At 67.5% G+C, this 18,785-nt stretch carries 15 protein-coding genes; 7 read left to right on the forward strand and 8 right to left on the reverse strand.

Features of this window, described 5'->3' with window-relative positions:
* The 3 genes from ACT54X_RS14000 to ACT54X_RS14010 form a co-directional block, all read left to right on the forward strand.
* Positions 1-2,517: DUF2345 domain-containing protein (locus ACT54X_RS14000; protein ID WP_476347119.1), on the forward strand; the 2,517-nt coding region annotated here is incomplete at its 5' end.
* Complete coding sequence (locus ACT54X_RS14005) at positions 2,504-3,427, forward strand: hypothetical protein (RefSeq protein ID WP_354320932.1); 924 nt, start codon at positions 2,504-2,506, stop codon at positions 3,425-3,427. The genes ACT54X_RS14000 and ACT54X_RS14005, both read left to right, overlap by 14 nt.
* Positions 3,428-3,537: 110 nt before the next feature.
* A complete protein-coding gene (locus ACT54X_RS14010; RefSeq protein ID WP_476347122.1) occupies positions 3,538-3,765 on the forward strand; it encodes a PAAR domain-containing protein in 228 nt (75 codons plus the stop codon).
* A 72-nt stretch (positions 3,766-3,837) separates the two neighbouring features.
* Here ACT54X_RS14010 and ACT54X_RS14015 read toward each other — a convergent pair whose 3' ends face one another.
* A complete protein-coding gene (locus tag ACT54X_RS14015; protein ID WP_476347124.1) occupies positions 3,838-5,151 on the reverse strand; it encodes a flavin-dependent oxidoreductase in 1,314 nt (437 codons plus the stop codon).
* A 191-nt stretch (positions 5,152-5,342) separates the two neighbouring features.
* Between ACT54X_RS14015 and rrtA the strand changes: the two genes are divergently transcribed.
* Positions 5,343-5,879: a rhombosortase gene (gene rrtA, locus ACT54X_RS14020; protein ID WP_476347126.1), complete on the forward strand. Its 537-nt coding sequence runs from the start codon at positions 5,343-5,345 to the stop codon at positions 5,877-5,879.
* Positions 5,880-5,884: 5 nt separating this feature from the next.
* On the opposite strand, the gene ACT54X_RS14025 is transcribed toward rrtA, so the two are convergent.
* From ACT54X_RS14025 to ACT54X_RS14050, 6 genes are all read right to left on the reverse strand, one after another.
* Positions 5,885-8,791 carry an endo-1,4-beta-xylanase gene (locus tag ACT54X_RS14025; RefSeq protein ID WP_476347128.1) on the reverse strand — a complete coding sequence of 969 codons (2,907 nt, stop codon included), beginning with the start codon at positions 8,789-8,791 and terminating at the stop codon, positions 5,885-5,887.
* Between the two features lie 60 nt (positions 8,792-8,851).
* Positions 8,852-10,129, reverse strand: coding sequence for a TRAP transporter large permease subunit (locus ACT54X_RS14030; protein WP_476347130.1), 1,278 nt, complete (start codon positions 10,127-10,129; stop codon positions 8,852-8,854).
* The gene (locus ACT54X_RS14035) at positions 10,126-10,740 is read right to left on the reverse strand and encodes a TRAP transporter small permease (protein ID WP_294374179.1); all 615 of its coding nucleotides are present in this window, start codon (positions 10,738-10,740) and stop codon (positions 10,126-10,128) included. Before ACT54X_RS14035 ends, ACT54X_RS14030 begins: the two co-directional genes overlap by 4 nt.
* 31 nt (positions 10,741-10,771) lie before the next feature.
* A complete protein-coding gene (locus ACT54X_RS14040; protein ID WP_294374182.1) occupies positions 10,772-11,986 on the reverse strand; it encodes a fumarylacetoacetate hydrolase family protein in 1,215 nt (404 codons plus the stop codon).
* Between the two features lie 20 nt (positions 11,987-12,006).
* Complete coding sequence (locus ACT54X_RS14045) at positions 12,007-13,788, reverse strand: IlvD/Edd family dehydratase (protein WP_476347131.1); 1,782 nt, start codon at positions 13,786-13,788, stop codon at positions 12,007-12,009.
* A gap of 84 nt (positions 13,789-13,872) precedes the next feature.
* Complete coding sequence (locus ACT54X_RS14050; RefSeq protein WP_294374188.1) at positions 13,873-14,892, reverse strand: TRAP transporter substrate-binding protein; 1,020 nt, start codon at positions 14,890-14,892, stop codon at positions 13,873-13,875.
* Positions 14,893-15,041: 149 nt separating this feature from the next.
* Between ACT54X_RS14050 and ACT54X_RS14055 the strand changes: the two genes are divergently transcribed.
* The gene (locus tag ACT54X_RS14055) at positions 15,042-16,040 is read left to right on the forward strand and encodes a LysR family transcriptional regulator (RefSeq protein ID WP_294374191.1); all 999 of its coding nucleotides are present in this window, start codon (positions 15,042-15,044) and stop codon (positions 16,038-16,040) included.
* Between the two features lie 89 nt (positions 16,041-16,129).
* Here the strand turns inward: ACT54X_RS14055 and ACT54X_RS14060 are convergent, their stop codons facing one another.
* Positions 16,130-16,801, reverse strand: a complete 672-nt coding sequence (locus ACT54X_RS14060) for a TetR/AcrR family transcriptional regulator (RefSeq protein ID WP_294374194.1) — start codon at positions 16,799-16,801, stop codon at positions 16,130-16,132.
* A 238-nt stretch (positions 16,802-17,039) separates the two neighbouring features.
* Between ACT54X_RS14060 and ACT54X_RS14065 the strand changes: the two genes are divergently transcribed.
* Both ACT54X_RS14065 and ACT54X_RS14070 read left to right on the forward strand, forming a co-directional pair.
* The gene (locus tag ACT54X_RS14065; protein WP_294374197.1) at positions 17,040-18,005 is read left to right on the forward strand and encodes a tripartite tricarboxylate transporter substrate binding protein; all 966 of its coding nucleotides are present in this window, start codon (positions 17,040-17,042) and stop codon (positions 18,003-18,005) included.
* Entirely contained in the window at positions 18,005-18,778 is a 774-nt protein-coding gene (locus ACT54X_RS14070; protein WP_476347135.1) for a cyclase family protein, read from the forward strand. The genes ACT54X_RS14065 and ACT54X_RS14070 overlap by 1 nt, the downstream gene beginning before the upstream one ends.
* Positions 18,779-18,785 lie beyond the last annotated feature (7 nt).

The following is an 18,785-nucleotide window of genomic DNA, read 5'->3' on the forward strand; positions in this document are numbered from 1 at the left end:
AACCAGCTGGGCGGCGTGCACCTCCCGCGCATCGGGCAGGAGGTGGTCGTCGACTTCCTCGGCGGCGATCCGGACCTGCCCATCTGCACAGGCCGGGTGCACAACCAGCTGAACCTGCCGCCCTGGCAACTGCCGCAGCAAGCCGCACTCAGCGGCTTTCGCAGCCGCGAGCTGACCGACGGCGGCGGCAATAGCGCGGCCGGACGCAGCAACCACCTGGTGATGGACGACACGGCCGGGCAGATCCAGGCCCAGCTGAAGAGCGACCACCAGCACTCCAGCCTGAGCCTGGGGGCGATCACGCGCATCGAGGACAACCAGGGCCGCAAGGACGCGCGTGGCGAAGGCTTCGAGCTGCGCACCGATGGGCACGGCGTGCTGCGCGCCAAGGACGGGATGCTGATCACCACCGAAGGGCGGGCCAACGCCGCCGAACATGCCAAGAGCCTGGGCGAGACCGCCGCGCGCCTGAAGGCGGCCACGCGCCAGCACGAGGGCCTGGCCGATGCCGCCAGCATCGCCAAGGCGCAGGAAAGGGGCGCCGACCAGGACGCCGTGGCACAGCGGCTGGCCCGGCAGGCGTCCGACATCCAGGGCGAAGGCCAGGCCGATGCGGCGCAGCGGCGCTTTCCGGAACTGCAGCAGCCGCACTTGGTGCTGGCCAGCGCGGCAGGCCTGGCCGCCACCACCGCGCAGAGCCTGCACCTGCAGGGGGGCGAGCATGTGGCCCTGACCAGCGAGGGCCACACCAGCCTGAGCGTGGGCCGGCGCTGGCTGGTCGCCGCCAAGCAGGGCCTTCGCGTGTTCGCGCGCAGGGCCGGCATGAAGTGGATCGTGGGCGAGGGGCCGGTGCGCATCCAGGCGCAGCGCGATGCCGTGCAGGCCCTGGCCCGCCAGGGCGTGACCATCCGCAGCACCACCGGCAGCATCGTCATCTCGGCCCCGGTGAGCGTGACGGTCAACGGCGGCGGCAGCTTCACCGAATGGAGCAATGCCGGCATCACCCACGGCACGTCCGGCACCTGGGTGGAGCATGCGGCCTCGCATGTGCAGATGGGGCCGTTGAGCGTCGACCAGCACCACGGCGCACCCCCGCCCCGACGGGACGTGGCCGACTCCATGCCGGGGAAAGCCGCGACGCAGCGCCACTTCGAGGAGCAGTTCGTGCTGCTCGAACATGCCAGCGGCCTGCGGCTGGCGCAACAGAAATACCGCATCGTCTTCGGCGGCGGCCGCACGGTGGAAGGCGTGACCAACGACGCGGGCGAGACCGACGTGGCGCGCAGCATGGTGCCCCAGGTCGCCAGCGTCGAGCTGCTGCGACACAGCGAGGACGGCGTGCTGGCCCGCTATGCGCCCACGGTGTACACGCCAGCCGACCAGGACTATGCGCCCGTGTCCGAGAAGCGCGAGCGCAAGGTCCAGGCGGTCGGTGGCAAGGGGCTCAAGCCCAATGCGGACGAGGCCACCGGCCAGAGCAAGGCGCCGGTGTATGCGAGCTGCGATCCGAACAACTGGGGGATGCGCCAGCATGAGCCCAAGGGGGCCTCGGGGCAGGGGGACTATCCGGTGGCCCGGGCGTATGTGGAGGCGGTGAAGCCGGTGTTGATGAGGATTTCCTGGCGGGGCGGGAAATGGCCACTGGACGAAGGGAACATGGAGTTCGTTCAGACGCTATTCCAGGCTGAACTGCCGAAGGCCCTCGCCAAGGGAGCATTCGGACTGCCTGCGGATGCGATGCCACGCATCGCGATACCGACCGACAAGGAGGCTCAGGCACTGGGCCTCACAGACTTCGACAACCTGGATCTCAAGGGCGTCATGCTCCCGCAGAAGTGGCTGCTCGTAGGCTACAAGGGTGGGATTCTTTCGATCCTCAAAGCCGCGAAGGACGGCGATGACGTCGGCGATGCCGTGCGCGAATTCGCCAGCACGATCTACCACGAGGCCCGACACGCGCAGCAGTACTTCTGGATGTCGGCCCTGGTGCAGCAGCATCCGTTCGACTACGTGCATCTGCCCAACATCCAGCTCATCTGGGCCACCTTGATGCCGCCGAAGTATCACGCCCTGGCAGCGAAGACCCCACTCCCCAACGAACCCAGCGCGCTGGTGGGCCTGCATCGCATGGTCATTGCCATGTACTACCAGTTGCTCTGCTACTTCGACAGCGCGAACAAGAAGAAGCCGGACCGACCGGGCTACCTGCCCGACGTCCTGCGAACCGAGATTCCCTTGGCAAGAAAGGCCGCCTATGAATTGCTTCAAGACGTGGGGTTGGGCGGCAAGCCCATCGATGTGGACCAGATGGCTACGGCAGAGCCGGGCAGCCTCGGCTATCGCATGCGACCCTGGGAGGAGGACAGCTTCGCTTGCGAGGAGGTGGTCAAGCATCTGTGGAACGGCGCTCCTGGCGCTGCTCTGCCTCAGCCCGGCTTTTGCACAAGACTGTTCGACATCGCAACCACTGCGGCTGGTCGACCCTCAGGAGAAAAGGAAAGTCATGACACCCGATGAGAAGGCCCAACGGCGTGCAGCCACCGAGGCAGAACTGCGCGCCGCCCAAGCCGTCTACGACAACTTCCGCTATGACGACATGCAGCGGGAACGGCTGGTCGAATTCGTTGCGGCGGCGATGAAGGTGATTCGAGGGGACGCACCGTTCGAGATGTTGTCGCGGCTGGTCCCGATCAAGCGCAAAAAGCCAGCCATCGTGAGTGGCCAAGCATACCGGGGCGGGACCAACTTCGCCTTCAATGCATGCTTTCTCAATCAATGGACCAGCATCTACATGCTCGGCACGACCGACGAGCAGGGCAAGGTGGAGCCCTATCACTTCCAGATCGAGTTCAGTCCGCCGATGGACCTTGACCGCGAGCGTCTGGAGCAACTACTGAGACTCAAGGTCGCGCCAGGATGGCTTCAGGATGGAGGCAACCTCTATCCCCCCGAAGTGATCATGCAGCTAGGTATCGTGCACCAGCCTGCGTTCTTCGAATACGACATCCTGAATCCGCCCTATGCACCTTACATAGTGAAGGCGGTGCTGGACTACACCAAACCGCGAGACCAGGACCCGTACACAGCGCGGGAGATGGTGCGCCTAGAAATCCGCCGCGACTACCTCACTTCCGAGCAACTGCGCGAGCGCGATCAGAAGAAGTTCGGCGACATGCCCAGGACGGGCCAGCGGGTTCCCAAGGACGGCCGCTGGCTTGGCTTCTTCGCCGACGACGCACTGAATACTGTTATTCCCGTGCAGCGGCGCATCCAAAGCCTCGGCGATGACGGATGGTTCCCTGTCCTGAACGGGCAGGATCCTGATACCGGCCGCGTTGTGACACAGCCCGCCTGGTGGCAATGGGTCGGCCCCGATCCCATGGCCGAGGAAATCGAGCGGATGTTCGGCTCCAAGAAGAAGAGCTGACTTCGCCGCCAGCGCTACACCAAAGCAGCCAAATGGCCGGACGCCGATTGCAGCGGCCTCGCTGGCATTCGACAACTTGACCGAGCTGCCACCCCTTCGAGAGGACAGTGATGCGTGACGTAAGCGGCCGGGCAGTGGTCCGGCTGGGCGACCCCATCGATCATGGTGGCGAAGTGATCACGGCACTGGACATGAAGGCGCATGGCATTTCCGTTACTGCCCAGGACTGCTTGGTACGTTGCCCGCGTTGCGGCGACGAGTGTCGAATCCTGGCTGGTGCGGGCAGGCAGGAGCACAGGGGGCGCATCACCGCCTACGAAGGCGACCTGACGAAATGAGGGGCACGATCGCCTTCAACGCCCGGCCGTCGAGGGATCGATCGAACCGCGCGTTGGCAACTGACGTCCGCTCTAGTTTGCCGCCACGCGCTGCCCTGGTGCGATGGTCGGCGGCGCGGCGTTGAGCGTCTCTATGGCAAAACCTGCGGCTGCCTTGTAGCGCGCCATGAAGGCCTCGCGTTCCTCGCGCGGCAGCACCTCGTCGATGTGGTCGAACACGCCGCCGCAGCGCTCGTCCACCAATCCCAGCAGGCCGAACGGCCCGGCGCCGCGGTTGCGCAGCACCAGCGCCGAGATGTCCTGGCACAGCCTGTCGTCGTAGGCCCGCAGCGCCTGCGGCCCCACGCCATGGGCGATGAGCTGCGCGCCCAGCACCCGCGCATCCACGATGGCCTGGCTGGCGCCGTTGGAGCCCACGGGGTACATCACATGCGCCGCATCGCCCAGCAGCGCGACGCGGCCGTCGACCCAGGTGGGCACCGGGTCGCGGTCGATCATGGGGTACTCGAAGACGTCCTTGGCCCCACGCAGCATGGTGGGCACGTCGATCCAGCTGTACTTCCAGCCTTCGAAGTGGTGGATGAAGTCATCGAGCTGCACGCGCCGGTTCCAGTCGCCCTGCGGCCAGCCGCCCTGGTTGTCGACCGTGATCTCGGCGATCCAGTTGATGGTGGCCAGCCCCATGGCCGAATCGGGCGGAGAGATGGGATAGAGCACCACCCGGTGCTTGAGCGAGCCCACGCCCACGAATGACGCGCCGGTGCGCACCGGCACGCCCGGCGTGGTGCCGCGCCACATGATGGCGCCGCCCCACTGGATGGGCGGCTGCGTGGGATGCATCTGCGCCCGCACCGCCGAATGCAGGCCGTCGGCCGCGATCAGCAGCGAGCCTGCCACTTCCTCCCGCCTGCCGTCGCGTGTCTCGATCAGGGCCGTGACGCCATCGGCATCCTGCCGATAGCCGGTCACGCGCTGGCCCAGGCGCACGGCATCGTCGCCCAGTCGCGCGCGCACGGCATCGAACAGCAACATCTGCAGCTGTCCGCGATGCACCGAGTACTGCGGCCAGCGGTAGCCGGCGGCCAGACCGCGCGGCTCGGCATAGACCTCGTTGCCGTTGCGGCCCACCAGCGCCCATTCGCGCGCCTGCAGGCCGATGGTGTCGAGCACGTCGTTGCCGAAGCCCAGGTCGTGCAGCTCGCGTACGGCGTTGGGCTGCAGGTTGATGCCGACGCCCAGGGGCTGAAGCTCGGGCACGGTCTCGAAGACGATGCACGGCACGCCGATCTGATGGAGGGTGAGCGCGGTGGCCATGCCACCGATGCCGCCGCCAGCGATGAGGATGGGGCGGGGCGCGTGGTGAGGGGTGGGGTTGTCTCCGGGCATGGCGGGCGATTGTCCATGGCTTGCGCGGGCCCGCTGGCAGGCTACAGTGACCCGGTTTCCCTCATTCCTTGCGCACCCCTGGTGTCGCTCCATGGCCCATGCCTCGAACCCCTGAAGGGGCCGCGCACCCGGCGATATCCCCCCTGCGGTCCCCTGCCCACTGGCTCGTTCCCGCCGCTCTTGCAGGCCTGATGCTGGCCTTGCAGGCCGGCGGCGAGCCGGTGTACGAAGCGTTGCGCTACGAGCGCGCGCGCGTGCTCGACGGACAGTCCTGGCGATTGCTGTCTGCGCATGCGGTGCACCTGGGCTGGGCGCACTGCCTGATGAATGCCGGCGGCCTGGCGCTGTGCGCCGCGCTCGCGGCGGGCACCCGCAGCTGGCGCGCGTGGACTGCCGTGATCGTGGCGCTGGCCTTGGGCGTGGGGGCCCTGCTGGTGGTCGCATCGCCCGGGGCCACGAACTACGCGGGCCTCTCGGGTGTGCTCTATGGCTTGTTCATCTGGGTGCTGGCGCCGCGTGCCTGGCAGGGCGATCGCTGGGCCTGGATCGGCCTGGCGGTGGTCGTCGCGCGCCTGGGCTGGCAACTCATCCCACCGCACTCCGACGCGCAGCCCTCGTGGATCGGCGGCGAGGTGATGGTCGAGGCGCACCTGTACGGCGCGCTCTGCGCACTGCTGCTCTGCCTGCTGCAGGCGGCGTGGAGCCGCCTGCGGCAGGCCCGGGCCTGACGGCGTCAGGTCCGGCGCCGGCGGCGAGCCACCCCCAGTGCGACGAGGCCGGCCAGCACCAGGGCGAGGTCACCCAGGTCCAGCGCACCCCCCTTCCTGCTGAAAGGCGAGGCGATCGGCATCACCGGCTGCGTGGGCTCCGTGCTCGGCGGTGTCGTCGGCGTCGTCGGGGTGGTCGGGGTGGTCGGGGTGGTCGGCTCATCCTCGACTGCATAGGCGGCGACGTCGTAGGCATAGAGCTTGACGCTCGTGCCTTCCTTGGGGCTCTCCGCCTGCACGGCGACGAACCCGCCGACGGAGCCCTGCCGCTGGCTGATGGCGTTGCCGGCGTCGCGGTTGGGCGTCTCGCCATCGACCACGTCCTTCAGGACGTAATGCTGCTTGACGCCGTCCTTCTCGGTGTAGAGGAACATCTTCATCTCGCCGCTTTCCGGATCGATGGGCGTGTTGAACCACACCGCCTGGTCCAGGTTCCTTTCGGCGATCTGCGAACCCTCCTGCCCGTTCGTCTGGCGCGTGATCAGCGAGTTCCGGCCCGCCACGACGGTGCCGGTCGCTCCGTTGCCCCGGAAGACGATCTGCGGATAGACGTTGGTGCCATGGATGAAGCTCTGCATGGTGTGCCCCTCCTGGCTCGCGTAGGGGCCTGCGGCAGGGCTCTTCGCCTCCTCGAAGACGAACTTGAGGTTGTCCTGCGACAGGGCCGGCTCGGTGTCGGGCGCATTCGCGCTGCGCGACGGCACGAGGATGTCGCCCCGCAGGGTGACCGGCGTGCGCGACAGCGACTCCGGCGAAGCCGCGGTGGCGGGCTTGGTCCTGTTGGTCAATGCCGCAGGCTGCATCTTCCCGTTGAAGTCGGACTCGCCAGACACCACCATGTAGGTCCGGCCGGGCTCGAATCGCGTGACGAGCCGCCAGGCCTTCTCCGTGGACGCGTCCTTCTGCAGCTTCAGGCCCGTCGGTCCGGCGATGACGTCCTGCGGCGACAGGACGAGCGTGGTGCGCCCATGCTTGGGCACCGGCTTCGTTTCCACGACGCCGGATGCTCTCGCCATGCCGTCGCTGCCATAGGAGGTCTTGTACTGCCTGAAGGTCGTCACGCCGTCGCTGAAGCGGACGTCGGCATAGGACAGGGGGGCTTCCAGGGCGTTGTACGCGTCCATCCATCCGACGGTCATCTTGCCGAAGGACACGACGAAGGTCGCCGTGTTCTCCACGGCCGTGGTGGCCGGCGTGGGGCCCCGCGCCGTCACCGTCACATGGCACGGCTTGCCGGGGCTCACCGCGCAATCGGGCGGGTTGAACTTCATGCTCTCGACGGCGAACCCTGCCGGAAGCGCGACGTTGGCCGGTGTGAACACGACGTTCTTCGTGCTGGCCGGCACGTTGATGTCGAGCATCGCCTGCGCGTTCTTGCCGCCCCAGGTCCGGGCTTTGAAGCTTTCCCCGCCGTAGCTGAAGGTCGCGGTGACCCCGTTGGGCGGCAGGCCGGCATCGATGAGGTATTGCTCGGGGTCGGTCGTGGCCCAGTACGCCTCCTTCGGCTGGCCCACGGCGGACCACGGATAGCCATTGGTGTGATAGCCCGGATCCGTCATGCCCCACCAGGTCACACGGTGCACGCCGCCCTTGTACTCGGGGTGGCGGCCGCTCGGGCCGGCGGCATATTCCTTGAGCAGGCTGAACAGCTTCGCGTACTGGATGCCCTGTTCCTTGAACAAGGCCTCCATCTCGGGGCCGTTCTGGATCCGCTGGCCCTTGTCCAGGCCCAGCGTGGGCGCGAGATCCAGCTCGGTCAGGTCGACATTCACCCCCGCTTCGAGATAGGTCTTGATGGTCCGCTCGAAGGCGTCCATGTTGAGCCGCATGTCCCAGTGACCCTGCGTGCCGATCACGTCGACCAGCGGCCGGGGATTGCCCTTGGCATCCAGAAGGATGCGCCCCTTGCCCGCGGCCGATTCGGCCGCGTAGCGCTGGTTGAACTCCTTGACCATCGATGCGATGGCCGTGGCCTTGGAGGCGCGCTCGTTGTCGTTGAAGTCGTTGTAGTTCAGGATCGACGTCGTGTTCTGGCGCGCATGGAAGAACGCGTCATACATGTACTCCCAGCTCTTGCCGCCCTTGGCGTAGGCCTGGGCCCAGCGCGACGGGCGCTCCTCGGGGCTGTACCCCGTTCTCAGGGCATTGCGCCAGTCGGCGGGGTTGTCGGGGTTGTCCTTGAACGCTTCGTTGACTACGTCCCATGCGTAGGTCTTGTACGGCTCCTGATCGAAATGGCCGGCCACGGTCCGGATGTAGTACTCCAGGTTGGTCTTCGCCGTGGTGTAGTCCCACGGGGTTTCCCATCCGCCCGTCGAGGTCAGGACGTTGGGCGCGGGCCACTGGGCCGACTGGTTGTGCCAGAGCAGGGTATGCCCCGTGACCTTGAAGCCGCGCGCGTTGGCCGCGCTGATGTCGGCGTTGATGCCGGACGTCAGATTGGTGAGGAACGTCGGGGTGGGATTGCTGCTCCCGCCATTCCAGAACTCCGGCTTCATCGCGTTGCTGGGCGTCGCCGCGTTGAAGTGCTTCAGCGTCATGGCAGCGGTGGAGTTCTCGCCCGGCACCACATTGGTTCCGAAATAGCTGGCGCTGAGATTGGTGCTGCCGATCAGGAAGTAGTTCTTGTAGACGTCCTTGAGCGCCGGCCAGCTGGCGGGGTCGGTGGGTCGCTCGGCCGCCAGGGCGCCCTGGGTCACCACGACGCCGGCCGCGAGAGCGACCAGGAGGCGCCTGGCGTCGAGTCTTCCGGAGCGGCTCTTCGTCCTTCCGGCGAGCCCGCCGGTTCGAGGCCGCCTGCTGGGCGGCCCGGCGTCAGGCGCCTTTGCGCCCGGCCGCGATGCGGCCGGACGGGATCCGATGGTCAGATGCATGCTTGTCTCCTTTGATTTGGGAGAGGAATCTCTCCCCGTGTTGTCGATGCACTCAGCGCGTCAATAGAACCAGCGCAGCGGTGCCAGCACCAACTGCGGAAAGAGGACCAACAGGAACATCACCGCGAACTGCGTGGCCATGAAGGGCATCACGCCGCGGGTCACCTCGTCCATCTTCATGCGGCCGACGCCGGCGACGACGTTGAGGATCGTGCCGACCGGGGGCGTGACCAGGCCGATGGCGTTGTTGATGATGAAGAGCACCCCGAAGTAGATGGGGTCGATGCCGGCGGCCTTGATCAGCGGCATCAGGACCGGCGTCATGATGAGGATGGTCGGCGTCATGTCCATCGCCGTGCCCACCACCATGACCAGCACCATGATGGCGATCATCAGCAGCGTCTGGTTGCCCAGCAGCGGACGCAGCAGCTCCACCACCTGTTGCGGCAGGTCGGCCACCGTGATGAGCCAGGCCGACACCATGGCAGCGGCCACCAGGAACATCACCACCGCCGTGGTGCGTGCCGCCGTGACGAAGATGTGGAAGAGCGCGCGCAGCGGCAGTTCGCGGTAGATCACGTTGCCCACGAAGAGCGCATAGACCGCGGCGACCACCGCCGCCTCGGTGGGTGTGAACACACCCATGCGCAGGCCCACGAGGATGAACACCGGCAGCATCAGCGCCCAGACCGACTCGCGCGCGGCGGCCCAGATTTCGGCGCGCGATTTGCGCGGCGGCAGGACCAGCGTCTCCTTGCGGCCCAGCCACCACCAGGTCAGTGCCAGGCCGGCGCCGATCAGGATGCCGGGGACGATGCCGGCAATGAACAGCTTGCTGATCGACACGTTGGCCGTGACGCCGAAGATGACGAAGCCGATGCTCGGAGGGATGATGGGGCCGATGACACCGGCCGCGGCGATCAGGCCACCCGACACCTCCTTCTTGTGCCCGGCCTTGATCATCATCGGCAGCAGCAGGGCCGTGAGCGCCGCGGCATCGGCCACCGCCGAGCCGGACAGCGCCGACAGCAGGCAGCCGGCGAGCACGACGACATAGCCGAGCCCGCCCTTGACATGGCCGACCAGCGCGAGCGCGAAGTTGACGATGCGCTGCGACAGCCCGCCCACGTTCATGATCTCGCCGGCCAGCATGAAGAAGGGCACGGCCAGCAGCGGGAAGCTGTCGGCACCGTTGATGAAGTTCTGCGCCAGGATCTGGGCATCGAACAGGTCCAGGTGCCACATCAGCGCGACGCCGCTGGCGAGCAGCGCGTAGGCGATGGGAATGCCCAGCGCCATCGCGCCGACGAGGCTGGCGAGAAAGATGAAGACGGTCATGGGCGCTGTCCGCCGGCCTTGCTGCCGGAGTGAGGGGATTGGAAGAGGTCGTGGGCGGCGTCGTCGCGCGCAAGCTGGGCCTGCAGGGCCTCGAGCTCGGCCTGCTCTTCCGATTCCTTGACCATCACGAGCTCGCTCTCGCGGATGCGCCCCGTCAGCACCCGCGCCAGCTGCAGCAGGAGCAGCAGGCCGGCCAGTACGGAGAAGACCACGCCCGAGGCATAGAAGATGGCCACCGGGGCGCCGGTCACCGGCGCCTCCATGTCCAGGTTCAGCCGTGCCTGCACCCAGCTGCCGGTGAGGAACAGCCAGGTCACGTAGAGCATCAGCAGGTGGCCCAGCACCAGGCAGACCTTCTTGCCCGTGGCGCTGAGGCGCGAGACCAGCATGTCGGTGCCCAGGTGCGCCCCGTCGCGCAGCGCGACCACGGCACCCAGGAAGCACAGCCAGACGAACAGCCAGCGCGACAGTTCCTCGCTGACCGCGATGCCGGAGTTGAGGACGTAGCGCAGGACCACGTTGCCGAACACCAGCACCACCATGAGGGCGAGCGCGGCGGCGATCAGGATGTCGATGGCGCGGCAGAAGCGCGCGATGGTGGTGTCGATCATGCGCAACTCCGGGCGGGACGCGACGCGGCCATCACAGCCGCGCCCCTTGCAGCAGGCCGCGGTCGGCCAGGTTGCGGATCAGCGCGCGCAGACCGAACTGCCAGGGCGGTGCCGCCTCGCAGTGCGTCACCCGGTTCTGCAGGCGGCCCAGCCAGTGGCTGTGGATGGTCACCACGTCACCGAGCTTGTGGGTGAAGCCGCCGCCGGGCTCGTCACGGTCTTCGACCGGCGCGAACAGCGTGCCCAGGAACAGCATGAAGCCGTCCGGGTACTGGTGGCAGGCGGTCGTCTGGTGCACCAGCTCTTCCGGGTCGCGGCTGATGCTGGCCATGGTGTTGATGCCGCGCAGCAGGTAGCCGTCCTCGCCGCTCACCTCCAGGTGCACCGTTTCGCTGCGCAGCTGGTCCAGGCCGAAGCCCTCGTCGAAGAGGCGGATGAACGGGCCGATGGCGCAGGACGCGTTGTTGTCCTTGGCCTTGCCCAGCAACAGCGCGCTGCGGCCTTCGATGTCGCGCAGGTTGACGTCGTTGCCCAGCGCGGCCCCGACGATGGCGCCGCGGCTGTTGACGGCCAGCACCACCTCGGGCTCGGGGTTGTTCCAGGTCGACTCGGGGCGGATGCCGATGGCCTGGCCATGGCCCACCGACGCCAGCACCGGAGCCTTGGTGAAGACCTCCGCGTCGGGCCCGATGCCCACCTCCAGGTACTGCGACCACAGGTTCTTCTGCTGCAGCAGGCGCTTCAATGCCTGCGCCTGGGCCGAGCCTGGGCGGATGTCGGACAGGTCGGTGCCGATCAAGGCCGTGACCTGGCCGCGCAGTGCCAGCGCGCGGCTGGCGTCGCCGCCGGCCTGCTCCTCGATCACGCGCTCGATCATGCTGGCGGCGAAGGTCACGCCGGCGGCCTTGACCACCTGCAGGTCGCACGGCGCCAGCAGCCAGGGCAGGGCCGGGTCCCGGCCTTCGGCTTGGCTGTTGTCGAGCAGCGCGTCGACGCTGCACAGGTATTCGCCGTCCGCCGAGCGCACCGCCTGTGCCGGCCGGTCGCTTTCGAGCAGCGTGCTCATGGTGGCGAAGTGGCGGCTCAGGTCGAACACGCCGTCGGGGCGCAGGGCCACCACGGCCGGGCCGGCCGGCGTGCCGGCGCACCAGGCACGGGCCACGAGCGTGCCGGCCAGGCCATCCATCGGCAGCACGGGGTGCAGGGCAGGGCTGCGCTCCGGCAGGGCCGTCGTTGTCACAGTCATTCAGATTTCCTTGGGCGTGATCAATGGTTGTGGCGCGGCGTGCGTTCGGCGATGCGCCGGTACTTCAGGGCCATGTCCAGCGTGGCGCCGTCCACCAGCTGTCCGGTGTTGCGGCGGTACATCTCTTCCCAGGGGGACTGGCTCGGCGGCAACTGCGGCGCGGGCAGCTCGTGCTGGCGCCGGGCGATCTCCTCGTCGGACACCATGGCGTCGCAGCGGCGGGCATTGAGATCGACACGGATCACATCGCCGGTCCTGAGCCAGCGCAGGCCGCCGCCCACGGCGCTTTCGGGCGACACGTTCAGGATGGAGGGGCTGTCGGCCGTGCCGGACTGGCGTCCGTCACCGAGCGTCGGCAGCGCCTGGATGCCGCGCTGGATCAGGGCATCGGGCGGCTGCATGTTGACCACCTCCGCCGAGCCCGGCCAGCCGATGGGGCCGGCGCCCCGCATCACCAGGATGCAGCCTTCGTCGATCTCGAGCGCCGGATCGTTGATGCGGGCGTGGTAGTCATCGGCGCCATCGAAGACCACCGCACGCGCCTCGAACACGTCCTCGTGGCCCGGCCGGCTCAGGTAACGCTCGCGGAAGCTGCGCGAGATGACCGAGGTCTTCATGATGCCGAAGTCGAAGAGATTGCCGCTCAGCACCAGAAAGCCCGCCTTGGTCATCAGCGGTGCGTCGAAGGGGCGGATGACTTCGCGATCGGTGCTTTCGCGGCCCTGGACGTTCTCGCCCACGGTCTTGCCCGTCACGCTGGCGCAGTCGCCATGCAGGCGGCCGGCCTGCTGCAGTTCCCACATCAGCGCCGGCACGCCGCCGGCGCGGAAGAAGCGCTCGCCCAGGAACCTGCCGGCGGGCTGCATGTCCAGCAGCAGCGGGAGGTCGTAGGCATGGTCCGTCCAGTCCTGCGGCCGCAGCTCCACGCCGGCGTGGCGGGCCATGGCCATGATGTGCACCTGTGCGTTGCTGGAGCCGCCCGCGCAGCTGACCACCGACAGGGCGTTGAGGAAGCTCTCGCGGCTGAGGATGCGTGAGGGCCGCAGGTCCTCGAAGGCCATGCCCACGATGCGGCGGCCGGTCTCGTAGGCCATCTGGCCGCGTTCGCGGTAGGGCGCCGGGATGGCGGCACAGCCCGGCAGCGCGAGACCGAGCGCCTCGGCGACGGCATTCATCGTCGACGCCGTCCCCATGGTGTTGCAGTGCCCCGCCGAGGGCGCACTGCTGCAGGCGCGCTGGAGGAACTCCTCCTCATCGATCTCGCCCGCCGCGAGTTGCCGGCGGCTGCGCCAGATCACCGTGCCCGAGCCCACCAGTTCGCCGCCATGCCAGCCGTCGAGCATGGGGCCGCCCGACAGCACGATGGCCGGAATGTCCACGGTGCTCGCGGCCATGATGCCCGCCGGCGTGGTCTTGTCGCAGCCGGTGGTCAGCACCACGGCGTCGATGGGATAGCCGTACAGGATCTCGACCAGGCCCAGGTAGGCCAGGTTGCGGTCGAGTGCGGCGGTGGGCCGGCGGCAGTTCTCGAAGATGGGGTGCACGGGGAACTCCATCGGAATGCCCCCCGCATCGCGGATGCCGTCGCGCACGCGGCGCGCCAGGTCCAGGTGGATGCGGTTGCACGGCGACAGGTCGCTGCCCGTCTGCGCAATGCCGATGATGGGCCGGCCCGAACGCAGTTCGGCGGGTGTCAGTCCGTAGTTCATGAAGCGCTCCAGATAGAGCGCCGTCATGTCGGAGCGATGGGGGTCTGCAAACCATTCGCGCGAGCGAAAGCTGCGACCAGCTCTGTTGTCCATGGCGGTCGACGTCGGAAAGGGGAGGATCGAAGGAAGCGGCCGCATGGCCGCCTCCTTCCCGCGGGGCAGACTTGCCCGAGGAACTTACTTGCTGTCCGTGGTGCTGCCGCGCACCTTGGCAAGTTCGCCGTTCATCTCGGCGGTGGTGTCCTCGCCGTATTCCTTGCTGAACTTGGCCAGCACCGGCTGCAGCTTGCTGCGCATCTTGGCCTGCTCGGCCGGCGGCAATTCGGTGATCTGCATGCCGGCCTTCTTCAGGTCGGCCAGGGCCGTGTCGGAGAAGGCGCGGATGGTCTTGCGCTCATACAGCGTGGCTTCCTGCGCCGCGTCCTGCACGATCTTCTGCTCCTCGGGCGACAGGCCGTCCCAGGTCTTCTTGGACATCAGCAGCACCCAGGCGCTGTACATGTGCCGCGACAGCACCAGGTGCTTCTGCACTTCGTAGAACTTGCTGGCCAGGATGGTGGCCGGCGGGTTCTCCTGGCCATCGACGGCCGCCTGCTCCATCGCCGTGTACAGCTCGGTGAAGGGCATGGGCGTGGCATTGGCGCCCAGTGCATTGAAGGTTTCGAGGAACAGGGGGCTCTGGATGACGCGCAGCTTCAGGCCGCTCAGGTCCTCGGCACGCTGGACCGGCCGGCGCGAGTTGGTGACATGGCGGAAGCCGTTCTCCCAGAAGCCCAGGCCAATCAGGCCCTTCTCTGGCAGCTTGGCCAGCAGTTTCTGGCCGAAGGGGCCGTCCAGCACCGCGTCGGCTTCCTTCTCGTTGTTGAAGGTCATGGGCAGGTTCAGCACGCCGAAGGGCTTGACCAGCGACACCAGCGTGGAGCTGTCGGGGATCGTCATCTCCAGCGTGCCGCCGCGCAGGGCTGAGGTCATGCTGAGGTCGTTGCCCAGCGATCCGCTGGCGTAGACCCGCGCCGTCAGCTTGCCGCCGCTCTTGGCCGCCAGCCGGTCGGCGAAATGCTTGAGGGCCAGGGCCTGCGGATGGTCTTCGCTGAGGCCGGTGCCGATCTTGAATACGTGCTCCTTGATCTGCGCAAAGGCAGAGCCGGCCAGTGCGGCCAGCAGCACAGTCGCCAGGCCCAGTGATCTGATCTTCATGATGTCTCCAGAATGGAATATGCAGGGGCGCGGCGACCTTGCCGCGATGCGCCGGCCCTCTGTGGAGCCGTACTCGACGCACCCGAAGGCTAGGTGACGGCCACCTGCCGGTCCACTGACTTTTTCGCTAGCATCCATTCCAAATGCTGATGAGTCCAGACCCGACGCCCGGTAAATCCACGCTGCTGGCGCAAGTCTCTCGTCTTCGTTTCCGGCATTTGCAGTTCCTCGACATTCTTGGCAAGACGCGCAATCTGCGGCTGACGGCCGAGCAGATGTACATCACACAACCGGCCGCCACCAAGGTGCTGGTGGACATCGAAGAGATGCTGGAGGCGCGACTGTTCGATCGCCTGCCACGCGGCATGCAGCCGAATGAACTGGGCCTGTTCACCCTGCGTTATGCGCATTCCGCGCTGGACGGCCACCGCAGGTTCGTGGACGAGTTCAGCACCCTGAAGCAGGGCGGCCATGGCCATCTGACGATCGGCGCCATCTCGGGCTCCGCGGCACACCTGCTGATCGCGGCGGTGGCCGAACTGCAGCGCCTGCGGCCACTGCTGGTGGTGAAGGTGCTGGAACAGAGCAGCGACCAGCTGATCGTGTGGCTGGCCGAACGCAAGATCGACGTGATGATCGGCCGCTTCACCGACGAGGCCCATCGCGACCAGTTCCGCTACGAGAACCTGAGCGGCGAGACGCTGCAGATCACCGCAGGGGTACACCATCCGTTGCGCGGACCGAACGCGCCCTCGCTGAGGGAGCTGTCGAACTGGCCGTGGATCCTCTATCCGCCCTCCACGGCGCTGCGCCGGGTGTCGGACGACATCTTCAGCAGCACGGGCCTCTCGCTCACCTCGGGCATCGTGGAGACGCCGTCCTTCCTCTTCGCCCTGGAGTTGATGCAGAGCACCACGATGCTGTCGCTGCAGCCCGCCGCCCTGGTGGACAAGTACGTGCGGCGTGGGCTGCTCACGCGCATCGCCGCGGATCTCCCCAACCGCATGCCCGACTTCGGCCTGATCACGCTGCAGGGCGAGCCGCCCAGCACGGCGGTGCTGGCCTTCATGGACGTGATCCGACACATGGCCAACCGACAGGCCGAGACGACGCCGGCCTCGGACCCGGACCGCACGGCGACTGGCTGAGGCACGCCTCCCTAGCAGTTGGACGGGAGCTCGCCAGCCCCGGCACCTGCGCGCGCCGAAGTGGTCATTGCCGCGGACTGCCCGGAGCCTTAAGGTCCTGACACCGGCGCCCGCAGGCCGCCCACGATGAAGTCCACCAGCGCGGCTTCCATGGTCTGCAGGTCTTCGCTCGCGGCCTTCTTGCCTGCAAGGCGTTGCAGGCGCTGCGCGCGGCCACGGTCGCTGAGCGACAGGACGACGGTGCTGACCATCAGCATGTAGCGCATCGCCATGACGCCGGGTGGAACCTCGGGCAGGGCCTGCAACAGCGCCGCCACGAACTTCTTGGCCATGGGATCGAAATGCTTGCCCACCACGCGCTCGGTCATGGGCGAGGGCGACAGCCGATGCTTGAGGATCAGCTGGGCAAGCAGCCGGCCCTCGGTCGATGCCTCCGGTCCAACATAGGGGGCGACGAAGGCTCGCACGATCGCGCTCACCGCGGGCTTGCGCGCGGCCTGGGCCGCACCCGCCGTGATGGCTTCGAGCGCCATCACCCGCTGCGCATTGAGGCGCTCGGAGAGTTCGCCGAACACCGCCTCCGCCAGGGCCTCGGTGCTGCCGAAGTGGTAGTGCACCGCGGCGACATTCACGCCCGCATCGGTGGTCAATGCGCGCACCGGCACGCCATCGATGCCGTTCTGTGCGTACAGCTTGAGCGCCGAATCGATGATCTTCTGCCGGGTGATCCTGTCGGGCGGAAGGCTGCGGGGTGCTGCCATGGGCGTGGTCGTGGTGGTCTGGGGTGCCCCGTCAAGCCAGCGGATGCGGCGTGCAGGCCGCGGCGATTCTGCCTCAGCACCGCGTGCGGCCGGCGGAAGAGAAGTCATCGTCGGACGTGATTCACGCCACTGAAAACATTTGATTGAAACAGGCGTTTGAATCGCCTAGACTGGCGCGGCCGGCCGATGGCTGCGGGACCGGACCCACGCGCCGTAGGCGCCCAGAAGGAGACAAGCGATGCTGAACCGAAGAGAGGCCCTTGCCGGCCTGGCCGCCGGCCTGGCGGTGCCGATGACGCAGGCTGGGTCAAACCTGCCGGACATGCTGAGGATCGTGATGCCCTTCCCGGCAGGCGGCGCCCTCGACGGCATGACCCGCATCTTTGCCGACAGCTACCAGAAGGTCACGGGCCGGACCTGCCTTGTCGACAACAAGCCCGGCGCGGCCACCACCATCGGGGCGGCCGAGGTGTCGCGGGCCCGGCCCGACGGCTCCGTCGTGCTGTGGACCACCGGCGGGCACCTGACCAATGGCGTGCTGATGAGGAAGCTGCCCTACCACCCCATCGATGGCTTCACGCCGCTGACGATGGTGTATTCCACCTACGGCTTCGCCCTGCTGCACCGGGCCGACGGCCCCTTCAACAGCGTGGCCGACTTCGTCGCGGCCGCCAAGAAGCAGCCGGGCAGGTTCAGCTACGCCTCGGCGGGCAACGGCAACACCACCCACGTGGTGGGCGCACTCTTCGCCAAACAGGCCGGCATCGAGCTCATCCATGTGCCCTACAAGGGCACGCCGCTCACGGACCTGATCAGCGGCGTGGTCGACGTGTCCTTCATCGCGCCGTCGTCGGTGATGCAGTACATCGAGGCGCGCAAGATCAAGGCGCTGGCCATCACCGGTGCGCAGCGTGCCGACACGCTGCCCAACGTGCCCACCTTCGCGGAGCTGGGCATGCCCGAGATCGATGTGCCCGCGTGGATCGGCATGCTCGCCCCACCGCGGATGCCGCCCGACGTGCTCGCCGCGCTGTACGACGGCGTCGCCAAGACCCTGGCCGATGCCGAGTTCAAGTCGAAGATGGTGGCCTTCGGCAACCAGGTGTCGGGCATGCCGCCGGAGCGCTTCAAGGCCTACCTGCAGCAGGAATACGCGCGCTACCAGCGCATCCTTCCGCCCCTCGGCATCGAAATGGACGCCTGATGTTCAAGCGCATCGTGGACCTCTCCATCTACCTGGAGAACGACGTCATCTCCGACCCGCCGGCCTTCGCGCCGCGGATCCATTACATGGACCACCAGCAGAGCTTCAGCAGGCTGTCGCAGTTCTTTCCCGGCCTCAGGCCCGGGGACCTGCCCGATGGCGAGGCCTGGGCGGTGGAGAAGGTCGAACTCAGCACCCACAACGGCACGCACCTGGATGCGCCCTGGCACTTCGCATCGACCATGAACCAGGGCGAGCCCGCGATCACCATCGACCAAGTGCCGCTGGAATGGTGCATGCAGCCCGGCGTGAAGCTGGACTTCAGGCATTTCGAGGACGGCTACATCGTCCAGCCCGGCGACGTGCAGGCCGAGCTGGACCGGATCGGCCACACGCTGCAGCCGCTGGAGATCGTGATGATCAACACCCGCGCGGGCAGCCGCTACGGCCAGCCCGACTTCGTGCAGGCGGGCTGCGGCATGGGCTATGCGGCCACCATGTATCTGCTGGAGCGCGGCATCCGCGTGACCGGCACCGATGCCTGGAGCTGGGACGCGCCCTTCGAGTACACCGCCGAGCGCTACCGGCGGGACGGCGATGCGGCCATCATCTGGGAAGGCCACAAAGCCGGCCGCGACATCGGCTATTGCCACCTCGAGAAGCTGCACAACCTCGAGGCCTTGCCGCCCGATGGCTTCTTCGTGTCCTGCTTTCCGGCCAAGGTCCGTGGCGGCTCGGCCGGCTGGACCCGCGCCGTGGCGCTGTTTCAGTGAGGAGACC

Source organism: Pseudacidovorax sp. DMC4 (assembly GCF_056314265.1).